General features: G+C 70.7%; 10 protein-coding genes. 4 read left to right on the top strand and 6 right to left on the bottom strand.

The features are described from left to right. Window positions 1-161: 161 nt before the first annotated feature. Window positions 162-2,231, bottom strand: a complete 2,070-nt coding sequence (locus NMK44_RS03625; RefSeq protein WP_254738107.1) for an ABC transporter family substrate-binding protein — start codon at window positions 2,229-2,231, stop codon at window positions 162-164. Between the two features lie 308 nt (window positions 2,232-2,539). Between NMK44_RS03625 and NMK44_RS03620 the strand changes: the two genes are divergently transcribed. The 4 genes from NMK44_RS03620 (at window position 2,540) to NMK44_RS03605 (ending at window position 6,505) form a co-directional block, all read left to right on the top strand. Further along, complete coding sequence (locus tag NMK44_RS03620) at window positions 2,540-2,824, top strand: Rv0250c family protein (RefSeq protein WP_254738105.1); 285 nt, start codon at window positions 2,540-2,542, stop codon at window positions 2,822-2,824. 104 nt (window positions 2,825-2,928) lie between these two features. Next, window positions 2,929-3,774 (top strand): succinate dehydrogenase subunit SdhC, encoded by an 846-nt coding sequence (locus NMK44_RS03615; RefSeq protein WP_254738103.1) that lies wholly within the window; start codon window positions 2,929-2,931, stop codon window positions 3,772-3,774. A 17-nt stretch (window positions 3,775-3,791) separates the two neighbouring features. Continuing rightward, window positions 3,792-5,738, top strand: coding sequence for a fumarate reductase/succinate dehydrogenase flavoprotein subunit (locus NMK44_RS03610; protein WP_254738101.1), 1,947 nt, complete (start codon window positions 3,792-3,794; stop codon window positions 5,736-5,738). Then, window positions 5,735-6,505, top strand: coding sequence for a succinate dehydrogenase/fumarate reductase iron-sulfur subunit (locus NMK44_RS03605; protein WP_254738099.1), 771 nt, complete (start codon window positions 5,735-5,737; stop codon window positions 6,503-6,505). Before NMK44_RS03610 ends, NMK44_RS03605 begins: the two co-directional genes overlap by 4 nt. A gap of 54 nt (window positions 6,506-6,559) precedes the next feature. Here NMK44_RS03605 and NMK44_RS03600 read toward each other — a convergent pair whose 3' ends face one another. From NMK44_RS03600 to NMK44_RS03580, 5 genes are all read right to left on the bottom strand, one after another. Next, window positions 6,560-9,265, bottom strand: coding sequence for a SpoIIE family protein phosphatase (locus tag NMK44_RS03600; RefSeq protein WP_254738097.1), 2,706 nt, complete (start codon window positions 9,263-9,265; stop codon window positions 6,560-6,562). A 169-nt stretch (window positions 9,266-9,434) separates the two neighbouring features. Further along, window positions 9,435-9,872, bottom strand: coding sequence for an ATP-binding protein (locus tag NMK44_RS03595; RefSeq protein ID WP_254738095.1), 438 nt, complete (start codon window positions 9,870-9,872; stop codon window positions 9,435-9,437). Window positions 9,873-9,969: 97 nt separating this feature from the next. Further along, window positions 9,970-10,386, bottom strand: coding sequence for a (deoxy)nucleoside triphosphate pyrophosphohydrolase (locus NMK44_RS03590; protein WP_254738093.1), 417 nt, complete (start codon window positions 10,384-10,386; stop codon window positions 9,970-9,972). Between the two features lie 43 nt (window positions 10,387-10,429). Continuing rightward, complete coding sequence (locus tag NMK44_RS03585; protein WP_254738091.1) at window positions 10,430-10,615, bottom strand: SPOR domain-containing protein; 186 nt, start codon at window positions 10,613-10,615, stop codon at window positions 10,430-10,432. Between the two features lie 161 nt (window positions 10,616-10,776). Further along, on the bottom strand, window positions 10,777-12,468 hold the full coding sequence (locus NMK44_RS03580) for an APC family permease (protein WP_254738089.1): 1,692 nt from the start codon (window positions 12,466-12,468) through the stop codon (window positions 10,777-10,779). Window positions 12,469-12,685: the final 217 nt, after the last annotated feature.

Here is a 12,685-nt window from a genome sequence, read left to right as displayed (position 1 = left end):
CTTTCCGGGGACACAGCGGTCCGCCGGGCCCCGGCCCGCGGCCCGGCCCCGCGGGCCGGGGGGGTGACGTACCGAACCCCAAGTGCGGGCGGCTGCGGGCCCGCGCCCCCCGCGGGCCGCGGGCCCCCCCCGGGGGGCCGGCCCCCCCCGCACCGGGGGGTTCACTTACGGAAACCGATGTCCTGGTAGCGCGGGGTGACGAAGCCGAAGGCGCCGGCGTTCACCACGCCCTTGCGCATCGCCACCAGCTCCGGCCGCTGGTAGAGCGGGACCGAACCGGCCGCCGCCCAGATCCGGGCGTCCGCCCGGCCGACCAGCGACCGCGAGGCGCCGCCGTCCAGCTCGGAGACCGCCTCGTCGAAGAGCTGGTCGATCTGGTCGGTGCCGACCCGGGTGTAGTTCTGCTCGACCACCAGCGAGCCGTCGGCGGCCGGCTGCGGCTTGGCGTAGATCGGACGGCCGTCGGTGGCCGGGTAGGCGGTGGCGGGCCAGGAGTAGAGGGCCAGGTCGTACTTGCCGGAGGCGATGTAGTTGCGGAAGTAGCCCTCGCCCTCGACCTTGGTGATCTCGGTGCGGACACCGATCGCCTCCAGCATCCGCGCGATGCGCTCGCCGACGGCGCGCAGCGAGGAGCTGCCGCTGTCCGCGGGGAGGACGAAGCGCAGCACCAGCGGACGGCCCTTCTTGCGGACCACCGCCGAGTCGGGGAGGTTCCCGGAGCGGCCCGCGTCACCCGCCGCCGGGGAGGCGTCGCCCGCGGTGGCGGACGGTGAGGTGGACGGCGCGGCGCCGGCGGTGCCGCTCGCGGACGCTGACACGGACGCGCTACCGGAGGCGGTGGCGGACGGCGTGCCCGAGCCCGCGTCGGTGGGCACCGCGCGCCGGATGCCGAGGTCGTCCGTCTTGCCGTCCAGCTTCTGCGGGCCCGCCGCGCGCCAGCCCGCGTCCGCCAGCAGCGACTGCGCGGCCTCGGTGTCGGAGGCGCCGAGGGCGCCGCTGTGGTCCTTGTATCCCTTCTGCGCCGCCATCAGCAGATGGTTGCCGAGGGGGTCGGCGGGCAGGCCGAGGGGCCCCAGGACCTGCTTCGCCAGTGCCTTGCGGTCGATCGCGCGGGCCACCGCGCGGCGCACCCGCTCATCGGCGAGCGGGCCCTTGGTCCCGTTCAGGGCGAGCTGGGTGTAGGCGGGCTCCAGCGCCTTGCGCAGGGTGAAGCGGCTCAGGGCCATGGTTTCGGCCCGCTTCTTGTCCGAGGCGTTCGCGGCGGCCCAGTCGTGCAGGGCGTCCGCGGCCTGCCGGCCGTCACGGGCCAGATCCGGCGCGTTGGCCCCGGCGCTGCGGGACGCGGCCCCGGCGGCCCGCTTCTTGCCGGACGGAGCGGTGGCCTGGATCCGGCGGGCGGTGGCCCGGTCGACCTCGGCCAGATCGACCCGGCCGGAGATCAGGGCGTCGGCGCGCTGATCGGCGGGCACGGTCTGGAAGACCATCCGGCTCAGCCGCGCCCGGTCGCCCCACCAGCGGGGGTTGCGGACCAGGGTGACCGTGTCGGTGGTGACACCGCGGACCATGAAGGGACCGGCGCCGACCGCGAGGCCCTTGTTGGCCGCGGCGTTGAAGACCGCCGGGTTGTCCATCACGCTCTTGGGATAGAGCGGGGTGAACAGCGAGCGCCAGTCGGTGTAGGGCTTGGCGAAGGTGACCTTGACCTCGTGGTCCCCGTCCCCGGGCTCGATCTTGGCGATGCGGTCGTACCCGGCGTTCCGCGCCGTCCAGTACGCGTTCTCCGTACCGCGGAGCGCCTTCCACTGGGCGGCGAAGTCCTCCGCGCTCAGCGGGCGGCCGTCGCTCCAGACGGCCTCGGGGTTGAGCTTGTAGACCACGACCTGCTTGGGCTCGGTCGAGGTGACGTCCGCGTCCTTGAGGAAGTCGGGGTTGCGCTGCGGCTTGCCCCGGGCGTCCAGCGTGTAGAGCGCGGGCAGCACCGCGCCCGCGACCCGCGTGGTGCCGGTGTCGGCGGCCGACTGGAAGGCGTTGAAGGTCTTGGGCGTCGCGTCCAGCGCCCAGCGCAGGGTTCCGGTCCCGGTCGTCCGCGAGCGGGAGGCCGTGGCGATGTCCCGGGAGGCGGGTGGCGGGGCGCCCTCCTCATCGGAGCTGCACCCGGTCAGCGCGACGGGCAGCGGCAGCATCACACCCGCGGCGAGCAGCAAGGCACAGCGGCGCTTGGCGATGGACATGGCGACGAACCTCCGGGATGTGCCAGATATGTGCATCTTTGGCGGATTGTGACGCTTATCGCATATGCTGCTCACTCAAAGCGACGGTTCACGGGACAGCACGCCGGGACGCCCGCGGAGACGGCCATGAGGGGAAAGGATCACCCGTCCGGATCACAACACAGGGCGCGCACTCCGGCGCACGGAGGCGTAATCCCACCGGCGGCGCGGCGAATCGCGACAGATCCCTTCCCAACGACGACTGTGACGGGTAACACTCGCTGTCGCATGACCGTCGCCAACCGCAACCGCGGAAGTGAGGGCAAGTCATGTCCTTGAACGACGACCTGACGAACGTCCAGCGCTGTCTCGATGACCTGGTCCGCTCGGTCACCCGGCTGGAGAAGCAGGTGGGTCCGGGCGGGCTGGAGATACGACGGGTCCGCACCGACGCGGACCATCTCCGCGAGAGCCTCGCCCTGCTGCGCGCGACGGCTCCCCAGGAGCGACCACGCCCCGAAATGGTCCCGGTCCCCGACGCTCCGTACAACAGTGCGCTGTGGTCGGACGTCGACGACGAGGGCCTCGGCGCGCGCGATCGCCACGCTCCCTGACGACGGCACGGTGCACCGGCCGCCCCTGTGAACGGGCGCGCCGGTGCACCGGCGCGGGTGCACGACCCCACCGTCCCCGACACCACTCCACCGCGGAGTTCCACTTGGCCACAGGCACCGACCCCCAAGCCACCACGTCCACCGACCGGGAGGCGCCCCCGGGCGGGGTGCACGGCCCGTCCAGGGCCGCCATCCCCTCCCGTCACCTGCGCACCGACCGCTGGTGGCTGGCTCCCGCGGCGACCGCCGCCGGGCTGCTCGCGTTCATCGTCTACTCCACCTGGCGCGCCTTCGCCGGGGACGACTACTACGCAGAGCCGTATGTCTCACCGTTCTACTCGCCCTGTATCGCGCAGAACTGCGTACCGATGAAGGGCGGCGCCAACTGGGAGATCTTCGGCGCATGGTGGGGCCTCTCCCCCGCCCTGCTGATCCTGATCTTCCCGCTCGGCTTCCGGCTGACCTGCTACTACTACCGCAAGGCGTACTACCGGGGCTTCTGGGCCTCACCACCCGCCTGCGCCGTCGCCGAGCCGCGCTCCCGCTACACCGGAGAGACCCGCTTCCCGCTGATCCTCCAGAATCTGCACCGCTACTTCTTCTACTTCGCGCTGATCGTCGCCGGGATCCTCAGCTATGACACGGTGCTCGGCTTCCGCGATGAGCACGGCCGGTGGGGCCATATGGGCCTCGGGACGCTGATCCTGCTCGTCAACATCACGCTGATCTGGGCCTACACCCTCTCCTGCCACTCCTGCCGCCATATCGTCGGCGGCCGGCTCAAGCACTTCTCCCGGCATCCGGTGCGCTACCGGCTCTGGGAAGGGGTCAGCAGGCTCAACGCCCGCCATGCACAGCTGGCCTGGGCATCCCTGATCAGCGTCGCCGTCGCGGACTTCTATGTCTATCTGCTCGCGAGCGGTGCCTTCGACGATCCGCGCTTTTTCTAGGAGAGGTGCTTCAACCGATGACGCAAGTCGAGCGGCAGGCGTGGGACGTGGTCGTGGTCGGCGCCGGGGGCGCCGGGCTGCGGGCCGCGATCGAAGCCCGGGAACAGGGCATGCGCTGCGCCGTCATCTGCAAGTCGCTGTTCGGCAAGGCCCATACGGTGATGGCCGAGGGCGGTATCGCCGCCAGCATGGGCAATGTCAACGAGGGCGACAACTGGCAGGTGCACTTCCGGGACACCATGCGCGGCGGCAAGTTCCTCAACCACTGGCGGATGGCCGAACTGCACGCCCAGGAGGCCCCGGACCGGGTCTGGGAGCTGGAGACCTGGGGAGCACTCTTCGACCGCACCGCGGACGGCCGGATCTCCCAGCGGAACTTCGGGGGCCATGAGTACCCCCGGCTGGCCCACGTCGGGGACCGCACCGGCCTGGAGCTGATCCGCACCCTCCAGCAGAAGATCGTCTCCCTCCAGCAGGAGGACAAGGCGGAGACCGGGGACTACGAATCCCGGCTGAAGGTCTTCCAGGAGTGCACCGTCACCCGGATCCTCAAGGACGGCGAGCGGGTCTGCGGGGTCTTCGGCTACGAACGCGAGTCCGGCCGCTTCTTCGCGATCGACGCCCCGGCCGTGGTGCTGGCCACCGGCGGTATCGGCAAGTCCTTCAAGGTGACCTCCAACTCCTGGGAGTACACCGGGGACGGCCACGCGCTGGCGCTGCTCGCCGGAGCCCCGCTGATCAACATGGAGTTCGTGCAGTTCCACCCGACCGGAATGGTCTGGCCGCCCTCGGTCAAGGGGATCCTCGTCACCGAGTCGGTGCGCGGGGACGGCGGGGTGCTGCGCAACAGCGAGGGCAAGCGGTTCATGTTCGACTACATCCCGGACGTCTTCAAGGAGAAGTACGCACAGTCCGAGGACGAGGGCGACCGCTGGTACGAGGACCCGGACCACAACCGCCGCCCGCCCGAGCTGCTCCCCCGCGACGAGGTGGCCCGCGCCATCAACGCCGAGGTGAAGGCGGGCCGCGGCTCCCCGCACGGCGGGGTCTTCCTGGACGTCTCCACCCGGATGTCGGCCGAGGTGATCAAGCGGCGGCTGCCCTCCATGCACCACCAGTTCAAGGAACTGGCGGACGTGGACATCACCGCCGAGCCCATGGAGGTCGGCCCCACCTGCCACTACGTGATGGGCGGGGTGGACGTCGACCCGGACACCGCGGCGGCCACCGGCGTCCCCGGGCTGTTCGCCGCGGGCGAGGTCGCGGGCGGGATGCACGGCTCCAACCGGCTGGGCGGCAACTCCCTCTCCGACCTGCTGGTCTTCGGACGGCGGGCCGGGCTCTACGCCGCCAAGTACGCCCAGGACAGCGCCCGCTCGGGCCCCCGGGCGGCCCCGGACGAGGCACAGCTCGACCTGGCGGCCGCCGAGGCGCTGCGCCCGTTCAGCGCCGAGGGCGGTGCGGCATCCGGCTCCGCGGCCCCGGCCGAGAACCCCTACACCCTCCACCAGGAGCTCCAGCAGGCGATGAACGACCTGGTGGGGATCATCCGGAAGGCCGGGGAGATGGAGGAGGCGCTGCACCGGCTGTCGGGTCTGCGGACGCGGGCGCGGCGGGCCGGGGTCGAGGGCCACCGGCAGTTCAACCCCGGCTGGCACCTGGCGATCGACCTGCGCAACATGCTGCTGGTCAGCGAATGCGTGGCCCGGGCGGCGCTGGAGCGGAGCGAGAGCCGCGGCGGTCACACCCGGGACGACTATCCGCAGATGGACCGCGAGTGGCGGCGGGTCAATCTGGTCTGCCGGCTCTCCGACCCCTCCGGCGGTCTGGCCGCGCCCGACGCGGGCCACGGCCAGATCCGGCTGGACCGCCGGGAGATGCCGCCCATCCGCCCCGATCTGCTCGGCCTGTTCGAGAAGGACGAGCTGATGAAGTACCTGACGGACGAGGAGCTGACCCAGTGAGTGCGTACGAGGCCCGCTTCCGGGTGTGGCGGGGCGATGTGGACGGCGGCGGTCTGAAGGACTTCCAGGTGGAGGTCCATGACGGCGAGGTCGTGCTGGACATCGTGCACCGGCTCCAGGCGACCCAGGCCCCGGACCTGGCCGTCCGCTGGAACTGCAAGGCGGGCAAATGCGGTTCGTGCAGCGCGGAGATCAACGGCCGCCCCCGGCTGATGTGCATGACCCGGATGTCGGTCTTCGAGCAGGACGAGACGATCACCATCACCCCGCTGCGGGCCTTCCCGGTGGTCCGGGACCTGGTGACGGATGTGTCCTTCAACTACGCCAAGGCGCGGGAGGTGCCGTCCTTCGTCCCGCCCGCGGACCTCAAACCGGGTGAGTACCGGATGCGGCAGGAGGACGTCGGGCGCTCGCAGGAGTTCCGCAAGTGCATCGAGTGCTTCCTGTGTCAGGACACCTGCCATGTGCTGCGTGACTTCGAGCAGAACAAGGAGGCGTTCGCCGGACCGCGCTTCCTGATGCGGGTGGCCGAACTGGACATGCATCCGCTGGACGCGGCGGCCGACAGCGGGATCGACCGCAAGCGCGGTGCCCAGGAGGACCACGGCCTGGGCTACTGCAACATCACCAAGTGCTGTACGGATGTCTGCCCGGAGCAGATCAGGATCACCGACAACGCGCTGATCCCGCTCAAGGAGCGGGCGGTGGACCGCAAGTACGACCCGCTGGTCTGGCTGGGCAACAAGATCCGCCGCCGGGACGGCTGATCCGCCCTCGGCCCGTCCGGTGTGACGGTGTGGACCCCGCACCGTCACACCGGTTCACCACAGGCTCAGCAGCGCCTCGACCGAGTCCGGCCCGCTGGACCGGCCGTCGGGAAGGGCCAGTTCGAACCAGACCGTCTTGCCGTGCGGGGTGCGCCGGCTGCCCCAGGCGGCGCTGAGCAGCCCCACGAGCTGGAGCCCCCGGCCGCCCTCGTCGGTGTCCCGGGCACGCCGCCGCCGGGGCTGTACCAGTCCGCCGTCCCAGACCTCGCAGACCAGGGTGCGGTCCAGCAGCAGCCGCAGCCGGATCTCCCCCTCGCCGTACCGCAGCGCATTGGTCACCAGCTCGCTGACCAGCAGCTCGGTGGTGTCCACCAGATCATCGAGCTGCCAGGACTCCAGCTGCTCCCGGGCCAGTTCCCGGGCGCGGCCGACCGACTGGGGCGCGCTCGGCAGGTTCCAGTCCCCCACCGACTCCTGCGGCAGCCCCTGGACCCGGGCCATCAGCAGCGCGATGTCGTCCTCGCCGTGGTGGGTGTCCAGACCGCTCAGCACGTGGTCGCAGATGTCCTCCAGGGAGCTGTCGGGCACCCGGGTGCCGTCGTGCGAGGACAGGGCCGCCCGGAAGTCCTGGAGCCCCTCGTCCAGCGGATGGTCACGGGACTCGACGAGGCCGTCGGTGTAGAGGGCCAGCAGCGCGCCGTCGGGGAGTTCGACCTCGATCTCCTCGAACGGCTCCCCGCCCACCCCCAGCGGCATCCCCGGCGGCACCTCCATCAGCAGCGCGTCCTCGCCGGGTTCGACGAGGACGGGGGGCAGATGTCCGGCGTTGGCGAAGGTGCAGCGGCGGGTGACGGGGTCGTACACCGCGTAGACACAGGTGGCGAGGTAGACCTCGGACAGGTCGGAGGAGTCCTGGGCGCCGGAGCGGGCGCGCGAACCGGAGCGGGCCGGGGTGTGCGAACCGCCGCTGGGCGCACCGAGCCCGCGGGCGATCTCGTCGAGCGCGGAGAGCACCTCGGCGGGCTCCAGGTCCAGCAGCGCCAGGGTGCGGACGGCGGTGCGCAGTTCGCCCATCGCGACGGCGGCGCGCAGCCCCCGGCCCATCACATCGCCGACCACCAGCGCGGTGCGGTGGCCGGGCAGCTCGATGACGTCGAACCAGTCACCGCCCACCTCGGTCGCCGCGTTCCCCGGCAGATAGCGGCAGGCGATATCGAGTCCGGCGGCCTCGGGGTCGCCCGGCGGCAGCAGGCTGCGCTGGAGTATCAGGGCCCGTTCGTGCTCCCTGCGGTAGAGCCGGGCGTTGTCGATGCTGACGGCCGCGCGGGCGGCCAGCTCGACGGCGAGGGCGCGGTCCCGCTCGCCGAAGGGCTCGCTGCCCTTGGTGCGGGAGAACTGGGCCAGGCCCACCACGGTGTCCCGCGCCACCATCGGTACCACCAGGGTGGACTGGAGCATCGCGCCGAGCTCGGGGCCCTCGCCGCTGTCCCGGCCGGGGACGACCTTGACCTGGGCGGTGCGCAGCACCCCGGCGCACAGCGAGTGGAAGGGGTAGCGGTGGACCTCGCCGACCTGGACGGGCTTGGGCAGTCCGCCGTCGGTGTCGGCGCGGCAGATGTCGCCGAAGGCGACCGGGCCGTCGGAGACCGCGGAGGCGAACGCGACACGGCGCAGTTCGGCGCTGCCGTCGGCCAGGCCCTGCGGGGTCTCGTCACCGGCCAGCAGCCCCTGGTACAGGTCGACCGAGGCCAGGTCGCAGAACTGGGGGACGGCCACGTCCAGCAGTTCGCGGGCGGTGGTCTCCAGGTCGAGCGAGGTGCCTATTCGGGCGCCTGCCTCGTTGAGCAGCGCCAGATTGCGCCGTACGCCCGCGGCCTCCTGTTCGGCGCGGCGGCGGCGGGTGACATCGGTGGCGAGTCCGGCGACGCCGATGGGGCGGCCGGAGCTGCTGTGCAGCCGGTACAGCGAGACCGACCAGCGGCGCCGGTCGGGGCTGCCGGGCACGGTGCCCACGACCGGCATATCGGTGAGCGACTTGCCGGTGTCCAGGACCTGGCGCAGGGCGGCGCCGAGCCGCTCGGCCTCACCGCGCGGCAGCAGATCGTGCGCGGTGGCACCGCGGTAGGCCTCGGCCGGGCGGCCGAAGACCTTGGCGAAGCGCTCATTGACCCGAAGCATGCGGAGGTCGGTACCGAAGAGAAAGAAACCGAGCGGAGATTGACCGAAAACGGCCTGTGAAGCGGCAAGGTCGGTTTCCAGGCCGCGGAGCGCGCTCACATCGACCGCGATGCACAGCGCCGAGCGCTCACCGTCCTCGTCCTGAGAGGGCATCACATAGACCTCGGCCACACCGTGCTCATGCGGTGCCCCGGGGTTGCGGTAGGGGACCAGCCCGGTCCACTCCCGGCCATCCAGGATGTCGGCGACCTTGCGGTGGCCGGTGTCGCGCAGCTCGGACGGAACGAACGCATCCACCGGGTCCCTGCCGATGGCCTGCCGTGCCGTCAGCCCCAGCAGCTCCTCGGCCCGTTCGCTCCACTGGGTGATCCGTCCGTCGGCCCCCAGGGCGAAGGAGGCGACACGGATGTAGTCGTAGAGGGATCCGGGGGGACTGCTCTGCCACATGGCCGACATCGACGACATGTGCGATACCGGCGACACCTGGGACACCTGTGTCTCCGGCGACACTTCCGACACCGGCGACACCTGCGAACCAACCGACTCCTCGGGCATCTCAGCCCCCGCTGGCTTCTCGCTCATGCGCCCGTCCCCTCCGGCTCAGGTGCTCCGACCGGCTACAGATAGCCGAGTATCCAGCACCTCGGCCATCCGGAGTACGGTCTTCACGATCACAGCACTATCTCAGCCCGCAATCAGTTTCCGTCCCGGCTTTTGGTTAAGCGCTCAAGATCAGCGCTCCCCCACACTCCTAACCGGGCAGAGCCAACTCGAACCACACGGTTTTTCCCGCGTGCCTGCTCCGGGTCCCCCAGTGCAGCGCGGTGCGGGCCACCAACTCCAGGCCACGACCGCTCTCGTCCTCGGTCCCGGCGGCCCGCGCCCGCGGCGGATCGGCCAGCGGATCCGACACTTCGACCATCAGTACGGATCCGGGTGACGAACGGTTTTCGCGGCGGGCGTACATCCGCAGCCCGATCGGGCCGCTGGCGTACCGCAGCGCGTTGGTGACCAGTTCGCTCACCAGCAGCACTGTGACATCGCTCATGGCGGACAGCCCCCACTCCTCCAGCACGGCCTGAACCCGACAGCGGGCGGTGCGGACCGCCCCCGGCTCGGCGGGGAAGATCCACTCGGCGAAGCCGGGCCGCGGTCCGGCCCGCCCTGCGCTGTCACTCACGCCGATCACTTCCCAGCCCTGGTGCAGCCCCTCCGGAATGTAGGGATTCAGGGAGGTTAATCAGCACATACCCGATATCCGGGGCGTCCTATCGTCCGGACGGGCGTCAGCGGGTGCGCGGCGGAGTGCGTTCGGCGCGCAGCAGGCGGACGGCCTGCGCCACCGCGGGACGGTCCTGGTCCAGCCAGTCGACGTCGTCCACCCGGTCGGGGGTGAGCCAGCGCAGCTCGTCGTGGTCCTGGAGCGGACGGGGCGTACCGGAGACCAGCCGCGCGGTCCACACCCGCAGCACATAACCCGGTTTTAGCGGCCATTCACCGGCCAGCGGCTCCAGCGGCCGGACCTCGACGCCCAGCTCCTCCCGCAACTCGCGGACCAGGGCCCGCGGCGGGGTCTCCCCCGGCTCGACCTTGCCGCCCGGGAGCTCCCAGCGGCCGGCGAGCTCCGGCGGGGCGCTGCGCCGGGCGGCCAGCAGACGCCCCTCGTCGAAAACGGCTCCGCCCACCACCACGCGCTCGCTCATGCGGGAACCCTAGGCGATGCGATGCGGAACGGGCGCGGTGCGCCTACTGCGCCTGCCGGGAGGCGGCGGTGCGCTCCACCACGTAGAGGTGCTCCGGACCCTGGGCGTCGAGCCGGTCGGCCACCTCCTGGGCCTCCGACCGCGTGGCGTACCGGCCGACGCGGTAGCGGTTGCCGTTGTCGTCCTGGCGGATCACGAGCCATGGCAGTACCGCGGTGCCGTCACTCATCTCCCCGCCCCCTCCGTCATCCGGTCCCGCGGCGGCTGACGCCGTCGCGGGACCGTCAAGGAATTCCCGGTCCGCATATGCCCGAGCCTACGCCCAACCTTCACTCAGCGGATACGTGTTCTCACGTGGAGGCACGCATCCGGCCATGCGGACCGGTGAGCTCAGACGCGGACCGGGGTCTTGTCGAGGTCGTCGTCGGCCTCGTCGGCCTCTGCGGCCTCCTCGGCAGCGGCGTCGGCCAGCTCCCGCTCCGCCTCCAGCAGCGTCGGATTGCGCCAGGAGCTGCGCACGCCCCAGAAGTAGAACGCGAGACCGATCGCGGCGACGACCAGGATGTCCCAGCCCTCGGGCAGATAGCCGCGGCCGCCGAACTCCTCACCGCCGGCCCACGAGACCCCCGCCATGACCAGCAGGTAGGCCACCATCCAGGCACCCGCCGCCAGGTGCGGGCGCAGCTCGGCCCACGGCTTGCGCAGCTCGTACCAGGCCCAGACCGGCAGACCGATCGCCATGATGAAGATCACCTTGCCGGTGAGCGGCCAGCGGGCCCAGTAGAGCACCAGCGAGCCGAAGACCATCGCGACCGGGGCGATGATCGGCATCGCGCGCAGCTTGACCGGACGCGGCAGGTCCGGGGAGAGGCGGCGCAGCGACATCACGGCGACCGGGCCGGTGATGTAGGAGATCACGGTGGCCACGGAGACGATCTCGGCCAGCGAGCCCCAGCCGCGGAAGACGGCGAGGAAGGCGAAGGCGATCCCCAGGTTGAGCAGCAGCGCCGGACGCGGGATACCGGTCTTGGGGTCGACCTTGCCGAAGATCCCCGGCAGATGGCCGTTCTCCTGGACACCTTGGATCATGCGGGAGGTGGTGGCCGCGTAGATCATGCCGGTGCCGGACGGGGAGACGAAGGCGTCGGCGTAGAGCAGCAGGGCCAGCCAGTTCAGACCCCAGGCGAGGGAGAGGTCGGCGAGCGGGGAGTTGTAGGACAGGCTGGACCAGCCGCCGTCCGCCAGGTCGGCCGCCGGAACCGCGGTCAGGAAGGCGATCTGGAGCGCGACGTAGATCACCAGGGCGATCAGGATCGAGCTGATGACGGCCTTGGGGAGCGACTTGCCGGGGTTGCGCGCCTCACCCGCCATGTTCAGCGGGGACTGGAAGCCGTTGTAGGCCCAGACGATGCCGGAGACGGCGACCGCGGTGAAGACCGAGCTCCAGCCGTTGGGGGTGAAGCCGCCGTTGTCCGTGACATTGCCGGTGTCGAAGTGCGACAGCAGCAGGGCGCCCGCGGTCAGGGCCGGGACGACCAGCTTGAAGACGGTGATCGCGGTGTTGGTCTTCGCGAAGAGCGTGATCGCGAACCAGTTCAGGAAGAAATAGAAGACCAGCAGCACCGAGGCGAGGGCGACACCGGTGCCGGTGAGCTCCTTGCCGTCGTACAGCTCCTTGGCCCAGCCGAAGTCCCAGGAGCTCATGTACTGGACCGAGGCGGTGGCCTCACCGGGGATCACGGAGACGATCGCGATCCAGTTGGCCCAGGCGGCCAGGTATCCGGCGAGCGAACCGTGCGAGTACTGACCGTAGCGGACCATGCCGCCGGCCTTCGGGAACATCGAGCCGAGCTCGGAATAGGTCAGGGCGATGGTCAGCGCCACGACGGCGCCGATCACCCAGGCCAGGATGGCGGCGGGACCGGCGAGCGCGGCGGCCCGCTCAGCGCCGAACAGCCATCCGGAGCCAATTATGGAACCGAGACCCACGGCGGTCAGAGCCACTGTGCCCAGTGACCTTTTGTAATGCGTGTGGGCTCCTTGTTCAGTGCTCAACGCCCTGACGCTCCTTTCAACCCCCATACCTGCACCTGATGCAAACGGGCGTCATCGTACAAGCGAATTGAAGGCGCGCTTCACGGGTTTGAGCTGATCTTGAGCTGGCAGACCGTCCGTGTGATGTGCGCAACACATCGCCGCAGGTCAACGGCTGGTAAAACGCACGGAAAGCAGACGTGGGGGCCACCGAACTACACCTTCGCGAAATCTCTACGGATCACCCTCGGAAAATCTGTAGCGC

The organism is Streptomyces cucumeris, assembly GCF_024295805.1.
Lineage (GTDB): Bacteria > Actinomycetota > Actinomycetes > Streptomycetales > Streptomycetaceae > Streptomyces > Streptomyces cucumeris.
This window is presented reverse-complemented; position numbering and strand designations above follow the sequence as displayed.